The 20,195-nt window shown below is 71.2% G+C and carries 2 protein-coding genes; both read right to left on the reverse strand.

The features are described from left to right. Positions 1-44: 44 nt before the first annotated feature. Positions 45-1,688 (reverse strand): ShlB/FhaC/HecB family hemolysin secretion/activation protein, encoded by a 1,644-nt coding sequence (locus ACEZHJ_RS15655; protein ID WP_375036683.1) that lies wholly within the window; start codon positions 1,686-1,688, stop codon positions 45-47. Further along, positions 1,685-20,062 carry a leukotoxin LktA family filamentous adhesin gene (locus tag ACEZHJ_RS15660; protein ID WP_375036684.1) on the reverse strand — a complete coding sequence of 6,126 codons (18,378 nt, stop codon included), beginning with the start codon at positions 20,060-20,062 and terminating at the stop codon, positions 1,685-1,687. Before ACEZHJ_RS15660 ends, ACEZHJ_RS15655 begins: the two co-directional genes overlap by 4 nt. Positions 20,063-20,195: the final 133 nt, after the last annotated feature.

Consider the following 20,195-nt stretch of genomic DNA (forward strand, 5'->3'; position numbering starts at 1 on the left):
TTTTCCCCATGACGACGAATCGGGACACGCCTGGCCGGCCACGCTCACCAGGGCCGCCAGCTCAGCTGAAGCAGGAGCTGGCCGGAATCCTGCCGGGGGACGACCTTCTTGAAGGCATGGGCGTAGACGGCCCTGGCCACGAGCGTGCGCCCCAGGCGGTACTGCAGCCCGACGCCGAGGCTGTAGATCGACGGGTTGTCGCCGTCGATATCCACCGCCTGGCCGTAATCCGCGAGCAGCGAAGCCTCCCAGCCGGGATGAAACGACCAGTGCGCCTCCAGCCCCAGGTCGAGCCCGTGAGGGGCGGCGAGGATCCCGGCGTCGTAGCCGCGCACGCTGCTCGGTCCGCCGAGCTGGTAGAGCAGTGACGAGGGCAGCCCGTCGCTGGCGGAAGCGTACTGCCAGCCGAACCGCCCGACCAGGCGGTAGTCCTCGCCGGCCTGCCAGCGCGTGAAGAAGTCGCCCTGCAGGCGCTGGTACTGCCCGGAGCGCCCGGTGGTGTCGTTGCGGTGAGTGGTGTAGAGCAGCCGCTGCTCGTAGCGCGCGTACCACGGCGCGTTGCGGTACTCCACGGACCCGGCGAGGGTGGCGGTGCCGTCGCGGGTCTCGCTGAGCGGGACATCCCCCTCCAGGGTGGTCTCCGAGCGGCTGAACTCGTAGCCCGCGCGCCCGGTGGCGAGCCAGCGCCGGTCGAGCCACCAGGGCTGCTCGAAGCCGAGCTCCAGGACGCTCGAGGTGCCCTCGATGTCGAGATCCTCGAACGGCCCGCGGATGATGGACAGCGCGTTGCGGCTGGCGCTGGCATAGACCGCGCCGTTGTACCGGTTCACGGGGAAACGGTAGCGCAGGTTGCCGTAGGTCGTCCCGCGGCTCTTGAGCACCGTGCCGCTGAGGGTGTCGGCGTGGCCGGTGGGCGAGAACCAGGCCCCGCTCATGCCCACCTGGTAGGTCCCGCTGTTCTCGCTGCCGTAGTTGTTGGCGAGGACGCGCCAGACGAAGGGCTCCGGCTCGTAGACCTTGTAACGCAGCCGCGTCGTGCCGAAGGACTCGCCCGCGGCGAGGTCGGCGGAGAGCTGCGGCCCCGGCGTGGTGGCGTTGAGCCGCCGGATATCGGCGAGCAGCCGCGAGGTGTCGAGCACCTCGCCCGTCTCCAGCGGCACCCGCTCGGTGAAGAACGAGCGCGGCACCGTCTCCGGCGACGTCTGCCACTCCACCGCCTCGAGCCTGGCCTCCACCAGCACCACCCGCAGCGTTCCGTCCGCGACGCTCTGCGAGGGGATGATGGCCCGTGCGGTGAGCAGGTCGCGACGCTCGTAGAGGGCGTTAACCCGGCGCAGCAGCTCGTTGAGGTCGGCAAAGGTGACCGGGCGCCCGACGTAGTCCTGCGCGATGCCCTCCAGGGTGTCGGCATCGAGGAACGACGACGAGTTGAACCGGATGTTCTCCAGCCGGAAGCGCCGGCCGTCCTCGGGCAGCTTCTGGTCCTCCGGCGCGCCGCCGCGCAGGGCGGGCACCTCGGTGCGTCCCGCGCGCTCGCGCTGCTCCGAGTCGCGCTCCTGCTCCGCCTGGCGCTGGCGCTCCAGCGAGGGATCGTAGACCGAGGGCGGCGGCGCGGTGCCGGCACGTGCCACGCCGGCGAGGACGGCGGCGGCGAGCAGCGCCGTCAGGGCTCCGGCACTCCACCTCATAGTGTGCGCTCGTCGCCATCGCGCTCCTGCCCCCCGCCATCGGCGGGACGACCCTGGAGGTTGACCGGGGGCACGAACCCCGCGTCCTGCCCGGCCGCGCCACCGGCGAACTCCGGCAGCGCCGGCAGCGGCACGACGACCCGCGTCGGTCCGGCCGCTGCCCCCTCCGTCGCCTCCGTCTCGTGAAGCTGGCGCTCCACGTGCCGCTCCGCGGACGTGCCCGTGTAGTCCACGTTGCCCTCCTCCTCGTGGTCCTCGTAGTAGTTGGGGACGATCACCCTGTAGCCCGGCCGGGCGTGCACGACGTACGCGTCCGTGCGCGTCTGCCGGCCTGTCTGCGTCAGCCAGAACGCCCGGTCGAGCTCGCGGAGCTGGACGTCGGCGCCGGCGTAGCTGGCATCGAGATTGTCGACGACGATTGCCGCCTCCCCGGTGGTGGCCCGCAGGACGTCCACGTAGGCGGCGTCCTCGAGCATGAGGTCGGTGCCGGTCATGGTGAGCGTGGTGTCATTGCTGTGCAGCCAGCGGCTGACGATGGCCGGACTGTCGAAGCGTGCCTCCACCCGGGTCGCGGCCGGCCGCTGACTGCCCGCCACGTCCAGGGTGAGTGCGTCGTCGCCGGTGTAGCGCCCCTGCGCGATCCCGATGTACTGGCTGGCGATGTCCATGGCGTCCGAGGCGACCACCTCGTCGAGGTGCACGCTGGCGCCGGAGCGCAGGGTCAGCACGGAGCCGGCGAGACGGCCGATGGACAGATCGGAGCCCGGCGCGTAGGCATCGCCGTCGGCGGTGCCGGCACGGATCGTCGCGGTCCGGCCCGCCACCGCACGCTCCAGGCTCAGGCTTTCGCCGGTGATCACGTCCATGTCCGAGCCCGCCTCCAGGGCCCGGGTGGTGAGCCGGCCGCCCACGTCGATGTCCAGGTCGTCCGCCTGCGAGGCGATCCGTTCGCCGACGTCGAGGTCGCGGCGCACGTCGAGGCGGGCCCTGCCGTCGGCCACCACCGCCCCGGCGACGTCCATGCTGCCGCCAATGTCGGCCGACAGCGTCTCCCCGGTGGTCACGCTCGCCGCCGAGGCGTCGCCGGCCACGTCCAGGGTCGTGGGCCCGCCGGCCTCGACCCGGGTGCCGACACTCAGATCGCCGTCGGTCACGACGTCCATCCGGCCGCCGGCGTCGAGCTGTTCGGCGACCGTGATGTCGTCCTCCGCGGTGAAGCGCATGTCGCGTCCGGCGGAGGCCCCGTCGAGGCGGATATGGCCGCCGGAGGTGATGGTCATGTCGCGGCCCGCCTCGACCTGTCCGGTGAGGTCGATATCGCCGCCGGTGCCCACCGTCAGGTCCCGTCCCGCCTTGAGCGACAGGGTGCCGCCATAGCGGGCGTCGTCCATGAGCAGGCGGTTGCCGGCGATGATGCCGAGGTCCCGGTGGGCGACGGCCCGGGCGCCGACCACGTTCCAGTCCGCGGTCAGCTGCACGTCCCGGCCGGTGCTGCGCACCTGGCCGAAGTGCAGGTTATAGCCCGCCATGGCGAGATCGCGGGCCGCGCGGGCGTTGCCGCCGGTGACGTCGCCGGTGGCGTCGATGGTCAGGTCGCGCCCGGCGTCCAGGTCGAACCGGTCGAGGGGGACATCCGGGTCCGCCGGATAGCCGAACAGGATGTCGCCACCATCCGCGTGCGTATCCGTAGCCGCGTTGACCAGGCGCATGTCGCCACCGGATTCGGCGTGACGCACGGTCATCCTGCCGCCCCCGGTGCGGAAATCCGCGGTGGTGCCCGCGTAGGCCGTGCCCACCAGCAGGTCGCCCGCGGTGCTCGTCACGCTCAACGGACCGGCCTCGGCCACCGCCTCGCCGACGGTGACGTCACCGCCCGCGCTGACGATCACGGGGGCGTACACGCTGCGCAGCCGGCCGGCGTCGATGCGTCCGCCATTCACGGTCACGCTGTCGCCGGCACGGGCACCGGTGCCGGCTATACCGTCGACGGCGGTGACGTCGAGCGTCCCGCCGGCATCCAGCGCCCAGCCGCTGTCGCCCGCCTCGCCGAAGGCGATCTCCCCGGCACCGCGGTTATCGATGGTCATGGTGGTACCACTGCGGGCACGGACGACGGCCAGATCGCCCTGCCCCTCGCCGGTCACATCCAGCCGGCTGCCGGCATTCAGCATCCCCGCGTCGAGGTCGCCGCCGGTCACGGTGACCGCCAGGCCGGCCGGGTTGTCGTCCTGCTGATCGGTACCGGTGGTCACCGTGCCCAGCGTCACGGGTCCATCGGTGCCGGTCAGGGTCGCGGACGTGCCGGCCTCGGCGGTGTCCACGCGGAAAGCACCGTGCTCGTTGCCGGCGGTCAGGGCGGTGGCGGTCACGACCTCGCCCAGCGTCAGCACCCCGCGGGTGTTCTCCACCGTGGCCGCGGTAGCGCTGAAGGCGTGGTCGATGGTGACATCACCCCGGCCGCTGCCCGTGACGTCCAGCCGGCCGCCGGCGTCCAGCGTCCCGGCCTTGAGGTCGCCGCCGGTCACCGTTGCCTGCAGGCCGTGGCCCCGGCTGATCACCTTGCCGAGGGTCATGGCACCGCCGGTGTTGGTGAGCCGCACGCCCCAGGGATCGGCCGGCGCCGCGCCGGCGCCTGCCTCGGCGTAATCGAGGGTGAAGACGCCTTGGGCGTTGTCCATCGCGAGCACGCCGCCGGAGACGATCCTGTCCACGCTCAGCGCGCCGCCCGCTGCCCCGCCGACGTTATTGGCGAGGGTCGCCGCGCCGCCGCTCCGGGCGTCTTCAATGGTGATATCGCTGCCCCCGGTGCCGGTCACGGTGAGCCCTGTGGCGGCATCGAGGGTTGCGGCATCCAGCTGTCCCCCGGCGATGGCGACGTTCAGCCCGGCCGTCCGGGTCGTCACCGTCCCCAGATTCATGTCGCCACCGGTGTTCCCGAGTACCGCGGCATCCGCCACCGCCTCGTCCAGCGCGAAGACGCCGTCGGCGTTATCCGCAGTCAGCGAGGTGGCGGCATGCGCCGTGCCGATATCAAGCCCCCGCGCGGTGGTCAGGGTCACCGCATCACCGGCGCTCACGGTCCCCGCGGTGAACGCGCCGAGATCGGCGGTCACCTCCCCCGTGCGGGCCGTCACGGTATCGGCATCGACGGCCTGATCGCCGTTGAGCGTCACCGTCCCGGCGGCCTCGATGCGCCCGCCGGTGGTATCGGACGCCCAGGTCAGGTACGCATCCCCGCCCCCGGCATCGATGCGCTCGAAGGTCGGCGCGTTGATCGCGAGGGCCGTGTCCGCCGTGCCGATGGCCCCGCCGGCGTCCACGTCGACCCTGCCGCCGGACCAGGTCACGAGGTTGGGGGTATCGCCGGCAATGGCGGTGATGTCGCCGGTGACGTCCAGCGCGAGGATTGCGTCGTTTTCCACGTCGATGGTCGCGACGCGGGCGTCGCCGTCCACCCGGAGGGTCACGCCGTCATCACCGTTGAGCCGGCTGCCGGCCGCCATGGTCAGGCTGTCCATGTGGGCGGTCAGCCCATCTGAATAGAACGCGGTGTCCTCCCCGAAATGCCAGTCACCGGTGGTGACGGTGGCCGTCGCACCGGGCACGGAAATGCTCGCGTCCTGGTGCAGGCTCAGGTCGCCGGCGACCACGCTGAGGTCGCCCCAGGCAGTCATGCCGCCGTCTTCCAGGAAGGTCAGATCGCCGTCGCCCAGATTGAAATCGGCCTCCTCCCAGGCCGTGAACCCGCCGTCCCTGCCAACGGTGGTGGAGGCGGCGGTGAGCCCGAAATGCCCGTCGACGACGAAACGGGCATCGGCGGCGACATCCACCGCGGCGTCACCGCGCAGGGTAAGGGCACCGCCGATCTCCCCGTCACCGAGGGTCAGGGAATCCGGGCTGGTCAGCCAGGCGTCGCCGCCGCTGTCGGCACCCAGGGTACCGTCCACGCCGGTGAGACGGACGTCGATGGGCGCCCCCGCCCCGCCGATGGCGCCGTCCGCCTTGAGCGTCACCGACTGGCCGCTGACGTTGAGGTCGGCGACGGTGCGGTAGAGATCTCCCGCAACGGCGTCCAGGTAGACGCTGCCGTCCACGATCACGCGGCCGACGCCGAAGTCGCCGGTGAGCCACTCCAGCGCCACATCCCCGGAGGAGGAGACACCGCCGAGGGTCCCCGCGACATCCAGCGCCAGCGGGGCACCGTCGGCGTCGCCGATCGAGCCGTTGGAGGCACCGAGGGTGATGTCGCCGCCGACGGTGACCGTGCCCGGCGCGCTGTCGGCCACGGTGATACTGTCGTTGGCCAGGAGCCGGGCGTCATCCCCCACGTCGACGGTCCCGACGCGGATGTTGCTGAGCGCCTGGATATAGGCGGAGCCGCCGGCGGCGATATCGAAGCGGCCACCGGCGTCCACGTACATGGGGATGGTCTGGTTCACCACCAGGGCGGCGATATCGCCGTCGTCGTCGTGCTCGATGGTCACGTCACCGGGTGCCCGCGCGGTGCCCAGGGCACCGATCTCCTCGTCGGTGAGGCTGCCGTCGAGCAGGTCCTGGTAATCGATGCGCATGGGATCGGCGACCTCGCCGATGCTCCCGCCGGCCTCCAGGGTGACGTCGCGGCCGCTGACGTTCGGGGCCTCGTCCACGGCGCCGCCCCCGCCCGTCTCCAGCGCGACCACGTTGATGGAACGGCGCAGCTCGTCGTCGGTCCACGCGGCGCCGGCGGTGAGCTGCGCGACCTGGCCGTCGGTGGCCTGGTAATCGTAATCCGCCTCGAAGGACTGGAAGGCACCCCGTGACAACCAGTCACCACCGAGATTCTCCTCGAACAGACCGGTGACGCGCTGGTACTCGTCCGCCGCATAGGCACGCACCGCGGCATCGTCGTCGACCTGTCCGCGGGCGGCGAGAAGCGTGCGGTAGCGCTCGAGACCGGCGTCCGTGAGCTCGAACCCATCGCTGCCCGTGCGCCCCGAGCGCATGAGCTGCCAGTAGCTGCGATACGCCTGTTCGATGCTGTGCTCGAAGGCGGGTACCGCGCGCCCGCGGGCATAGGATTCCGCACCGTCCTCGTCGCGGATCTTGAGCCGCTTCCAGATCGCCTCGCGGGTCTCGCGGCTGACCGCCTCGCTGTCGACGCGGCGCCGGGCGTCGCGGATGCGCCCGTCCGGGGCGGCGAGGTAGACGTCACCGAGGTTGGAGACGGCGCTGTCGATCCAGAGGTCGCCGGAGCGGTCGCTGATGCCGATGTCACGCTCGGCGGTGACGTCGAGCACGCCGCCGGCGGCACCGCCGTCGCCGTTGTCGCCCTCGACGAGCTCGACGACCAGGGGCGAGCCGGCGCTGCCGACACCGCCCACGGCGCTGGTCACGGTGAGATCGCGGGCCCGGATGTGGGGGGCGTCACCGTCCCGGGAACCGGCCGCGAGCGCACCGTTGGCATGGATGACGACGTCCTGCGCGCCGTCGGCGGCGTCGATGCGCGTCACGCTCGCACCGGAGGCGAGGTCGAGACGGACTGCTCCCTCGGCGGAGTCCGCGGACAGGGCGCCGTCCCCGGTGAGGTCCAGGCCCAGCATACGGTTGGCGGTACCGATATCCCCCTGGGCGTCCAGGGTCGCGGAGGCGGTACGGATGGCGTCGCCACCGGTGATGATGGCGCCGTCGCGGGAGGTCACCGACAGCGAGCCGGAGGGGTTCTCCACCCCGCCACCGAGGATCACGTCCCCACCGCTGTCGACATTGATGCGTCCGTTGTCGTAGCCGGAGAAGTCGATATCGATGGGATAATCGACCCGGGCGGAGCGCTTCACCTCCAGTTTGCCCCAGCGGGGAAAGTGGTAGGCCCACCGCGTCTTGAGGTCCTCATCGAGGACGTCCATGCCGTTGTCGCAGGTTTTCCCCACCTCGTCGGGGCAGCCGTAGGCATAGGTCATGCTCCACGTGAAGTTGCTGCCGAAATCGGCACTCGACTTCTGCCAGTAGGCGGAGTCGTCCGACGTGTCGCGGACCAGGTGTCCGTCCTCGCTGGTCCGCCACGGATCGTGACTGTCACTGAACTTCCATTTGCCCAGCCATCCGCCGAGGTCGTCGCCGTCCTCGTAGTCGCTGTCGCGGCTGAAGGTCGCCTGCTCGCTCCACTCCCAGCGCGTTCCCGACTGCGGCGTGAAGCTGTCGGAGCTGCCGCTCGCGGCGACCTCCCGCGCGTTCTCGATGGACTGCCCGTCGGTGCCGTCGGCGATGAATTTGCGTATGCCCTCGCCCTGGGTGTAGCGATACCACGCGGTCAGGTCCTTGAGCTCGTCGGCGATGATCACGGTGCCCACCGCGCCGTCACCGGTGCCCAGGCGGTTGACGCGCAGGTCGTGGGCGGTCTGGTTGTCGATGTCGATGTGACCGTAACCGCTCTCGACATCGATCGTGCCCTGATCGGAGGAGCTGATGACCTTGCCCTTGAGGTAGAGATAGCCGCCGCCGGAGGCGCTCACGTCCTCGATCTCGACCTGGTCCGTACCGAAGTCATAGTAGGCCCGGATCGCCTCGTCGCTGTCGACGTTCGCATCGCCGAGGTAATCGAGATACAGGTACGGGATCTCGCCCTTGCCGGATTTCACCCCCGCCTGGTTCTTCATCAGATCGACCCAGTCATCGAGCTCCGGCGTGATCACCACGTTGCGCTCGGTGGTCCGGCCGGTGCTGATGGTGCCGTTGATGTCGATGATGTCGGCGTCGATGGCGACGGCCTCCGCACCCCGCCAGGTCTGCGTGCCCGTGTCGGCGTCGTCGATGGAGTCGGCCGTTTTGTCCAGGCTCCAGCCCGTGGGGACCACCGGCACGTGGGACTGGCGGTCGGCATCGCCGTCGCCGTCGATATCCATGACATGGGTGACCATCCCGCCCGGGACGTCGTAGGACTCGGCCGTTCCCACCGTGCAGTTACTGGTGGCCGTACCGTCGTACTGACCGGGGATGCAGCCGCCGAACAGGATCGTACTCTCGCCCGCGTATTCGTCGCCGCCGCTGGTGAAGTGCTCGTCGTCGTTGAGCAGGTCGTCGTTATAGTCATCGAGCAGATCGCCGTAGTAGGCGTTCGCCGCGTATACGACCACCTCGACCACGTCGTCGGGCAGGTCGGCGTAGTCGTCCCAGATGTCCGACGGCCTCTGGCCCGGGGACCAGTACTCGGCCTCCTGCGGGGCGACGATCATCGGCCCCTCCACCGCCACCGAGACGTTGCGGCCCAGGACGCTGGCGAGCGACGCGAAGGCGCCGTTGGCCACCGAGATATCGATGGTGCCGCTCACGTTACTGACGGTGTCCTCCTGGAACAGCGCCGGACCGTAGCCGGCGTTGTTCAGGGTGTCCTCCATGGTGTTGCGGATGCGCACGGTCGCATCGTCGCCGGCCCCGGCGGTGTCGACAGCCACGGAACCGTCCACACTATCCGCCACGCCGGTATAGACAACGCTCCCACCGGGGTTGTCCGGGATCGTCACCGAGCCGAGGCGCAGGTAGCGGGCGCTGTCGTTGATCACGGAGATGGTCGGGCCGCCGTTGGCGTGGATGCCGCCGCTGCCGGTAATGCTGTCGGCGCGCAGGATCACGTCGCCACCGGCCGCGAACAGACCGTCGAGGAACCAGGCGTCGACGTCCCGGTCCACGATGCCCTGCTTGATCACCGCCGCGACCTTGGAGTCGATGTTCGAGGCCTCGATCAGCGAGGTGGGATTGAAGCGCTGCTCCCGGCCGATGAACGGCGCCGCGTCGTCGTTGTAGGTGAGTTTGCCGTCCTCGTCGATGTGGATGTCGAGCCGATCGAAGATGCCGGCGGTGACACTGCCGTCGACGACCAACGAGGCCGAGGACGAGGCCTGGCGGGAGGAGTCCTTGTCCTCGATCGGGATGAACCCGGCCTGGAAACCCTTGGCCAGCCCCTCGACGGTGTTGTTGACGGTCTCGTTGTAGGCCGTGATCTCCACGTCCCGGCCCGCGCTCACGGTGGCGCCGGAGCCGATGTCCACGCTGGCGCTGGAGGACTGGTCGGCGGCCGCGGAGGCGTCCGCTATGGCAATGACCCCCCTCACCAGGCTGTTGGCGGTGGTGATGGTGGTCAGGCGGTTGTCGCGGCCGAGATCCGCCGCCTGTCCGGGCGCCAGGGTGAGGTAGCCCCAGGCGGTCAGGCTGGCGTCGTCGGCGACGGTGATGGACTGATTGTCGCGGACCGTGGTCGTGGCGCTCGCATCGGTGGCAGCGGCACCGCCCCAGGTCCTCGCCGTGGCGTCGTGCACGACGCTCGAGAACGCCAGGGTATTGACGCTGATATTCCCCCGCGAGGACAGCGTGGCCTCGCCGATGCTGACGTCGGTGTCCATGGTCGCGTCGATCGCGGACGCCACGCCGCCGGCCGCGAACCCGCCGTTGGTGGCGAACACGGCATTCTCCGCCGCCGAGAGATCGGTAACCGCCTCCAGGACCAGGTCGGGCGTGGAGCCGTCGTTGGACTGCTCACCCACGGACAGGGTCGCGCCGTCCGCGACCTCTGTCGTCGTGGCGATATCGAGCGTGGTCTCGTGATCCGCGGCCTGGCCGGTGGCGACGCCGCCGGACGCGGCGTCGACGGTGGTGTCGTCCGGGTGGCGGCTGCTCACGTCGCTCTTGGCACGCAGGGTCGCACCGTTGGCGACGTGAAGCGCGCTGCCGCCGAAGTGCACGGTGCTGGAGGAGGTCAGCGCGGCATCGGAGAAGGCCCCGCTGACGCCGACCAGCGAGGCGTTGACGCTGTCGGCACGGCTGCCGTAACCGCCGTTGTAGGCGCTGACTATCTCGGCCTTCTCGGCGGTAACCGTGCCGCCGTCTCCGACCGCCGCGCGGGCCGCCCCCCTGCTGTCGGTGTAGGCCGCGGCGGCGTTCCCCGAAACCACCCCGCCGCTGCCGGCCACGGCATCGGAGACGTTGAGCTGATTCGCCGTGGCCTTCACCGTCAGGTCGCTCAGCGAGTCATCGGCTCCCAGCTCGAAGCCATCGCCCAGGCCTGCCGTGGTGTCGGTCTCACCGCTCGCCCGGGCCAGCGCGAGACCGACGGCGAGCGCGCCGCCGACGGAGTAGCCGCGGGCCTCGGCACGGCGTTCGCCGTCGCTGGTCGCAGTCACCGACAGGGCGCCGCCCTCCATGCCCAGGCCGGTTCCGACGCCGGCGGTCACGGTGTCGGTGCCGTAGGCGAACGCCGCGCTCGCGTCGGCACCGACCAGGGCACCGCCGCTGGCGCTGAACGAGGTGGCCGTGACGTCGGCACTGTCGTTGTCCGCAGGTGTGGCGGTGACCGTGAGGCCGTCACCGTCACGCACCGAGACGTCGTTCCCCACGGTCGCGGAAACGTCCACCGCGCTGTCGGCGAAGGCCAGCGATGCCCCCATGGACACGCCGAGGCTGACTGCAGCCCCCTGGGACTCGACATCGAGGCCACCGCCGTACACCGCCTTCACCGTGGCATCGGCATTGAGGTTGACCCCGTCGCCGACGGACGCCGCGACGGAGGCCCGGTCGTTGCCGTCGTCGTCCTTCGGCGGCGCGAGATTGCGGCCGATGGCCACCGCACCGTTGGCCGCACCACCGAGGCCCCCCGCAGCGCTGCGGGCGATCACGTCGGTGGTCCCGGTACCCTGCCCCGTGACAGTCAGGCTCCCGGCGGTCACCGTGCCGGCTGCGAGCACCTCCGCGGCGACCGCCGAACGACGCTCACCCACGGCGATAGAGGCACCGACCGCACCGATGCCGCCGATGCTCGCGGCATCGGCCTCGGAATCCACGCCGAGGGTGTCCTTGGCGGTGACGGTTATCGTGCCGTCATCCACGTCCGCGCTTCCGCCAAGGCGGGCGGTGACACTGTTCTCCAGGCGCGCCACCGACACCGCGGCCCCGAGACCGGCGGCGAAGCCGGCACTGCCCGTGGCCGCCAGCACGTCCACCGCCTTGTCGTCGCCGTCGTCCATGGCGTCGGCCCTGACGGTCAGCGACGATGCGTCGAGCTCGCCGGTGTCCACCCCGGCGATCACCGCCGAGCGCAGGAAGGTCATGCCGGCCGCGGCGCCGATCGAGCCGCCGCCGGCCTGCACGTTGCCCGCCCGGTTGCTGCTGGCCAGCCTTTCGCTGGCATGAACGTCCACGGCACCGCCGGCATTCACGCTGCCGCCGGAGATGGTCGCCGCCGTCTCCTGGGCGTTGTCCGCCGTGAGGGCGTCGCTGACGGAGAAGGCGGCGCCGTCGTTCACCGCCTTGTCCTCGTTGTCGTCTGCGCTGTCGTGGAACACACCGCCACCAGTGTCCGCGCCGGCGGCGACGTCCGCGCGCTGCGTCATCGTCGTCGCGCTGCCGCCACCGATGCTGTCGAACTCGCTCAGGGTGCCGGCGCCGTCATGGTCGAGCTCGGAGCCGGCGGAGACGTCGACGGCGGCGTCGACGTCCGACTCGTCATCGCTGTAGCTGTAGACCGGAGAGCCCGGCCCCACGAGCAGCAGGCCGATGGTCCCGCCTATGGCGGCACCGCCGGGGGCCGCGCCGCCGTTGACCGTGAACAGCCCCGCATCGAGGGTGTGCTCGGCGGTGACATTCACGGCGCCGCTGGTACGCACGTCCGAGCGATCCACGAAGGCCCGGGTGGCGTTGTTGGTGACCACCACGTTGGCGCTCGCCCCGAGCACCGAGCCGGGCCCGGTGGCGACGCCGGCGGACCCGGCGTTTCCGGTCACGGCGGTGTCATCCTCGGCGAGTACCGACAGTGACCCGGCACGGGAGTCGGCGGCGCCGCTCTCGCCCCGGAGGGTCGCCCCCCGCACACCCGCCCGGGTCACGTTGCGGGCGAGCAGCACGTTGGCCGAGCCCGCCACGCCGCCGCCGGCGGTGAACGCGGCGGCGGCGGCATTCGCGACCAGATCCGTGTCCGAGTGCGCCTTGACGTTCACCGCGCCGCCAGCGTTCACCGTCGTGGTTACGTATTCAGGCGGCGCGCCGTCGTTCTGGCCGGCATCCGGGTCCTCGCCTCCCAGCCAGGCGTCAACCACCGTCTCGTTGATTCCGAGGGCAAAGGCGCCCCCGGCGGAGCCACCACCGGCCACGGCGCTGCCGACGTTGGCGGACATCCGGGCGGTGTCGTCGGCATCGATGGTGAGGGCGCGGACCGTCGCGGTGCCGCCGCGCAGGCGTGCCGTGGTCTCGCCGGCGAGCCGGATCGCCCCCATGGTGATCGTGCCGTTGCCGGCGGCGGCGCTGGCGCTGGTCACGAAGTTCGCCGCGCCGCGGGCGCTGTCCGCCTGGATACCGAGGTCGCCGCCGGCATGGATCGTCGCATCGTCGGCGTACGCGCTCGTGGTGTGGTCAATGGCGGTCACATCCAGGGAGCCGCTCAGCGCCGCAATGCCGCTCACCGCACCGCTGAAGAGGTAGCCGATGCTGTAGACATTGCTCGCGGCGGCGATGTCGACGTTCTGGGCCGCCCCGCCGCGTTGCCCGTTGATGGTCGCGGCGTCGACGTAGGCCGAGGTGGTACCGCCGAGCACCGACGTGTTGCCGACTCCGGCCATGGCGGCGGAGCCGGACGGGTTGGGCAGGGTCGCTGCACCGGCGGCCGAGAGCGAGCCCACCTGCTGGCTGGAGCTCGCGTTCACCGCGAGGCCGGAGACCCCGCGGGTGTCGCGCTCCAGCTCCGAGAACGGATCGAACGCGGACGCGTCGTCCCAGCCCGTGGGGTCCGGGGCGTCGTCTATGGCCGCGGCGTCCACCGTCAGCTTGTTATCCGCGTCGCCGTCGGCCTGCACCACCGTATCGGCGCCGGCGATATACGCCTCGGTGGTCGAGGTCAGCAGGTTGACGCCGAGGGCCCCGGCCGCGCCAACGCGGGTTCCGCCGATGGACAACGCCCCGCCGACGGTCTGGATGCGGTTGTTGTTGCGCGCCGCGATTCCCAGATTGCCGTCGGAGGCGACGTGGGCACCGCCGTCGATGGCGGCGGTCACGTCGGCGTCGAGGATGTTCACCGCCAGCGAACCGGCGATCCCCGCCTTGCCTCCGCCGCCGAGACCCACCGCCGCGCTGCGGATTGTCTGGTCCGCCAGTGCGTCGATGGTGATCCGCCCCGCGCCGAGCCCCTGCACGTCGCCCTGATCGTCCAGGGCGGCGCCGGTGATGGTCGCCGTGGTGGCGGTATCGATCCGGTTGACCGTGGATGCCTGGCCACCGCCGAGGGTCGATCCGAGCCCGGCGGAGATGGCGTAGGCGTAGACGGAGGAGGTGTCGTCGGCGTCGACGTCCAGGGTGCCGGCATCGCCGTGGACGCGCCTGACGGTGACGGTGTTCGCCGAGGCGATACTGCCGCTGGCGGCGGCACCGGCGACCGCGGCCTTGTTGGCGACCGCACCGGCAACGCCGAGACCGTAGACGGTGCCACTCGAGATCGAGGACAGCGTGGCGGTGCCGGCGACATCCAGGCCGGTGTCGATGAGATCGACGCTGCGGGTCTGCGCGATGGTGCCCACGGCGGCGCCGCCGCCCACGGCCAACGAACCGCTGCCGTTGAGGTTGCCCGCCAGCGTGGCGATACGGCTGGCACCGCCGGTGTCGTCGACGGCGCCGTCCCTGACGCGGGCATTCAGGGTGCCCGCGCTCAGCGTGCCGCCCTCGACGTGCACGCCGGCACTGTCCTTGATGCGGTTGAACGACGCGGCTCCCCCGGCCGCGACCTTCTGCGCGGCCTGGCCGCCGACCGCCAGGGAGACGATCTCGTTGATGGCCGCGGAGTCCAGGGTGAGGGTGCCGTCTCCGGCGTCGATGGCGCTGTCCTCGACCCGGGTCTCGCGCGTGCCGTCGGTGAGGTTGATGGACACCGCCCCGCCCACCGCGGCCTTCCCGGAGGCCAGGACGCTGCCCGCCGCGGACCAGATGCTGCTGCCGCTGTCGGGCTGGGCGGTGGTGAAGGTCACATCCTCGGCGGTGATGCCGGCATCCCGCACCGTGGTCTTCACCGAGCCGCCGATACGGTTGTAGCTCAGTGCACCGCCGATGGCGGCACTCTTGGACACCGCGCCGCTGACCGCCCCCGCACGGATGGCCTCGCTGCGGTCCGCGTCCACCGTCAGCCCGCCGCCGGCGTCAAGGTCGGCGTACTCCAGACCGGCATCGACGCTGCCGGCGACGTCTGTCACGCCGATCGCCGCGCCGGTAGCGGCCTTGCTCGCGGCGGAAAACGCCCCGGAAAAGGCGTAGTAGCCGCCGCTGTGGCTGGCACCGATATCCGCGTCGCCGGTCGAGGCGTCCAGGCGGGCGCCATCGGCATCACCCACCAGGGCCGTCACCGTGCCGCGCTCCACCAGCGCGGTCGCCGAGCCGAGGACGGCGGCGGATTTCGAGCCACCGGCACCGGCCGCCACGCCCACCGTCTCGACACCGTTGACCGCGGAGACATCCAGTCCCCCGCTGAGCGTCAGCCCGTGACCGCCGCCGGGTGCGGCAAGGCCGCTGACGGTCGCGGTGTAGTCGGAGCCGCTGTAGATCACGCCGGCGGAGCCGCCACCGGACGCCTTGCCGCCGGCCGCGAGGTTGCCGGCAATCCCGATGACGAACTCGCCGGCGAGCGAGGCATCGAACAGCGACTGGGACTCGGCGGTACTGTCGTCCTCGCGCAGGTCCTCCTTCTCGGTCTCCACGGTGGTGTCGAGGTCGCCGAGCGTCGCGCCGGTGAAATCCAGCCCTGCGCCGTCGAGGCTGTCGCCGGCGGCATCGGCGAACAGCGGATCGAAATCGTCCATTCCGGTGACGCTGTGGGCGGCGACGTCGAGGGTCGCCGCGTCGACGTGGGTGCTGCCCCCGCCGTCCACCCGGGCGGTCACGCTGTTGCCAAGGTAGACCATGGTCCCGGAGCCGGACAGCGCGGCCCCCTGCGCCCCGGAAACCGCCGCCCCCAGGGCGCCGGCGAGCACCCGGGAGCGGCTCGCGGCCTCCACCGTCACGTCGTCCGCTCCGGTCACCGTGGTGCCGTCCAGCGCCGCGATCAGGCTGTTGGCGACCGTGCCCACCGTGAGCGCACCGCCGGCGCTGGCCCCCCGGCCACCGGTATTGCCCGCCAGGGCGCCACCGCCCAGGAGGCTGCGCGTGCGGTCATAGGCGCGGACGTTCACATCGTTTGCCGTATTCCCGTCATCCGCCAGGGTGAGGCTGCTGGCGGTCACGGCGGCCTCGGTGGTCTGCCCGTTCACGCCGACGGAGCCGGACATCGCCACCGAGAGGCTGTCGGACTGGCTGGTATCCACCGCGAGACCGGCGCCGAAGGCCACGTGGTCGCCACCGGAGATGGCGGCGACATCCAGCCCGCCGAGGGCGTCGGCGGAGATGCCGCTCACGGTTGCCCGGGTGCTGCCCCGGATCCAGTCGAAGGCCAGCGCACCGGACAGCGCCGAGCTGAACTTGTCGCGCTTGCCGCCCCCCATGGTGATGGCGCCGGCGCCGGAACCGCTGTACTGCTGGATCTGGCTGAGCGCCGCCACGTCGACGTCCGCGGCCTGCGCCGCGATGGTGACGTCGTTCAGGGCCGCCCGCGTGCGCTGGTTGGAGACGTTGAACGTCGCCGACCCCGCACCGGAGAGCTTCGCCGGCAGCGAGCGGTCGCTCTGCTGGATGTCGTTGTCGGCGCTCTTGCTGTCGCCGTCCGAGGAGAAATAGCCCGCGAGGTTACCGCCCCAGGTGGAGAGCTTGTCCAGGGCCGGCTGTGCCTTGTCCGTGATGGTGCCGATCAGGCCGTCGCCACGGGACCGGGTGTCGTCGCTGCGTTTGGCGGTGTTGTCGCTGTCCTTGTTGCCGCTCGCCCGTGCCAGCGCCCCGGCCACGGCGAACGCGCCGTTCTGGCCGCGGGACTCCGCGCCGAGATTCAGACCGTCCACCGACCAGGTGGCGGCGGCGCCGGCGTCGCGGGCCGTGACCCAGCCCGGCCGCCACGCGGCGGTGTCACCGACCTGGGCCCGCACGTCGGTATCGACGTTGTTGAGTGCGAACCCCGCACCGATGCCCACGTTCTCGCTGAGCGCCACCGCCCCGACCGCGCTCCACTGGCCGAGGTCGTGGGTCGCGCCGATGTCCACCACGCCCGCGTTCACCGTGGTGGAGGCGTCGACCGCGGCGACCACGTCGCTCGCGACGTCGTTCACCGCCGCGGAGCCGTTGCCGGCCACGCTCTTGCCCTTGCCGGCGGAAGGCGAGACCAGCAGCCGCAGGTTGCGCTCGCTGGCCGCGACATCGAACGCCGGCGCGGTGACGGTGCCGTTGACCCCCGTCCCGGCCGTCGCGCTGGAGTCGTGGGTCGCGATGTTCAGGCCGGCCCCGACCGAGCCGCCCTCCGCGCTGTTCCCGAAGAGCAGCGGCCCGAGGTTGCCCGCCACCGCGAGGCGTTCGATGGCGTTGTCGGCGTGGATGCCGACACCGCCATCCCAGTCCTGCTCGGCGTCGGTCAGGGCATCCGTACCCTCGACCCGGCCGGACAGCAGCCAGCGCGCCGTGAGCGCACCGGTGTCGTCGTACTCGCGGTGGAGCACGCTGCTCCAGGGCGCCGGGTCGGCGGCGCTGGACTCCAGCGTCACGCCGTTGCCCACCCAGGCCTCGGCGTCGATGTCGGTCTCCATCACCGAGATCGCACCGGCCGCGGCGAGGTCGTCGGCCTCGCCGGAGGCCCGGGCGTACTGGCTCGGCAGGTTGTAGAGCGCATCCCCCGCGTCGTAGACGTCTTTCGCCCGCTCGAGCAGCGAGAGGTAGCCGTCCCACTGGTCCATGTCCGCCAGGGCGTCGTCCAGGTCGGTCTGCAACGGCACCGCATTGCGCGCGCCGACACCGATGTTCGCCGCGGTGACGGAGCTGTCGTCACCGACCCAGGCCCGGGTGTCGTGGGCGGTGTTGCTGTAGACCAGCGCGACACTGAGCCCGACCGCCGCCTTGTCCTTGCGCTTGGCACTGGCATTGACGGCGCTGACCGCGTAGTTGCGCAGGTTCGCCTGGCGCTGCAGGGACTGGACGGCGACGTTGCCGTCCACGGTGACGTCCGCGCCACCGCCGGTGCCGAGCTCGGCGATCGCGGTGTGATCCGCGTCGGCGATCGCGACCGCGGACCCCAGGCGCAGCGGCGTGGAGCCGCTGCCGCCGTCGCTGGCGGCGAGATTGAACGCGCTGTTGATCTTGCGGGTGAGGAAGTCCAGGTACGGTGCCTGGAGCCGGTACGTCTCCCGCACGTCCCGGGCGAGCCAGTCCACGTAGCCGGCACCCGCCTTGGCCCGGGCGCTGTTGCGCTGCGCATCCACCAGGTCCAGGGCCTGTACCGAGAGGTCCCCGCCGGCAGAGAGGTCGGACCGGAAGACCGCCCTGGTGGTGCTGTCGTAGTCGGCAACGGCGACGGCCGGTGCCGCGGTGGCCCCCTTGCCGATGGCCGAGAAGCTGACGTCGTTGGTCAGCGACTGCCGGGTGAAGGCGTTCACCAACACGTCGGAATCGTTGGCTGTATTCAGCGTCACACCGTCATCGACGAGTGCGGTGGTTTCGCTGTCGGTGACCGCCACACCCAGGGCGAAGCCCATGGTCGTCAGGGCATTGCCCTCGGCGTCGTGCTGGTTGATCGCCTCCGCGCTCTGGCGGAGTGTGTCCTCGCTGCTGGCGGTGACGTCCAGGTCGCCGTCGACATTGACCGTCGCACCGGAGTCGATGCGCGCTCTGGTGATCCCGCCGAGCTCGCCGTAGGCCACGCCCATGTTGAACGGGATCGCCTTGTTGTAGGCACCGAAATCGCCGTCGGCGCCGTTGTCGACCCGGCGCACGGCGTCCGCGTCTATGGACACGTCACGCTCGGCGGTCAGGGTCGCCGTACCCTTGACGGTGACCTCGGCGTCGGAGCGGGCGATGGAGACCGCCACCATGTCCTGCACCGCCTGGAGCTGGTCCGGATCATCGCTGGGAATGGCGTCCGCCAGACCGCTGAAGCTGTCGCGGCCATAACCCTGAAGACGCTCATAGAGCGACGAAAAGTTGCTGGCATCGTCGGTGATCTCGAGCACGCCGGACAGGAAGGACGGCGAGACCTCGGCGAGGCTGCCGGCATCGAGGGTGATATCCCGGCCCTTGAGTGTGCCGGCCACGGTCACGGTGGCACTGGCATCCGCCTCGCCGGCGAGCTGGACGTCGCTGGCGGCGGCGGTAATGGTGAGATCGCCGGATGCCGACGCCTCCTGCGCGTTGCGCGCGTTGACCAGCGCCCCCGCGGCCACCGTCACGGTGGCCGCCGCCCCGTCGTCCGCGCCGACGGCACCGGGGGTCTCCACGTCCGCGGCGGTGCCCCCGCTGCCGTCACATACCGCGCAGACGTCAGCGGCATTGGCGGTGATCCGGATATCACCGGCCTGCTCGCTGTTGCCCGGGTCCGTGGTGATCTCCGCCGCTGCGCCAACGCCGACATCGGGCCCGGCAATCTCGATATCGCCCGCGGCCACCTCGCCGCCGGCGGAGACCGCCGCGCCGTCATCGTCGCTCATCATGGCGGCGAGCCGGCCGTTGACCTCGACGCTGTCGCGGGCGTCGATGACGATGGAGCCGCGGGGCGCGTCAACGCCATCGACGTTAACGGCAGACTTGAACACCGCCCAGCCCCCGCCGTAGCCGGTGTCCGTCTGCGCCGACAGCGACGCCCCCTGGGCGACGATGGCCTCGGCACCGAAGAGACTGATCGCGCCGTCGGCATTGACCTGCCCCTCGATGGTGATGCTGCCGTCGGCAGCGTCGTAGTCGCCCCGCATCAGCCTCGCGACACGCTCGTCCATCGCCCCGCCATCCACGGTGGCGTCGCCGACGGCCGCCAGCATGGCGTCCATCTCGGCCCCGGTGGGCGTGGTCACCACGAGGCTGCCGACGTTGACCACCCCCGAGGCCCCAACCACGAGGCCATGGGGGTCCGCGAAGACGATATTGCCACCGACACCGCCGCCCTCGCGGAGCCCGTTGAGGGTGCCGTTGATCCGGGCCCGGGCGTCGTGGACGAGGTTGACGAGGTTATCCGTGCCGTCGGGCACGTAGAGATTCACCGTATTGCCGGTGCCGACCTCGAACCGCGCGAAGGAGTTGAAACCGGAGTCGCCCTTGACCGTGCCGGTGGTGACGTCGGTGGTCGAGCCGTTGACGTCGAGCCGGGTATCGGTACTGCCCTCCAGATTGATCGTGTTGCCGGCCGCCCAGCCCACCGCGGGCACCAGTACGGCCGTCATTGCCGCTGTCAGTGCCGAAAGCCGGCGCGCCGCCGACGTGGTCTCGTAATGGCGGGCCGCCAGCAGCCCCCGCGCCGGTGTATCCCCGTCACCCATCGTGCAACCGAACATCCTTATTGCCCTCGCTGAATACGGCAGCCGGGCCGGCACCACGGCTCCGGCGCGGTACCCTACTACCCGTTGCGTTAGTCGGCTGTTAGCCGCCCGGACCGGATACGGGCCACAGCCT

The sequence above is a fragment of the Arhodomonas sp. KWT2 genome (assembly GCF_041949875.1).
GTDB classification, from domain to species: Bacteria; Pseudomonadota; Gammaproteobacteria; order Nitrococcales; family Nitrococcaceae; genus Arhodomonas; species Arhodomonas aquaeolei.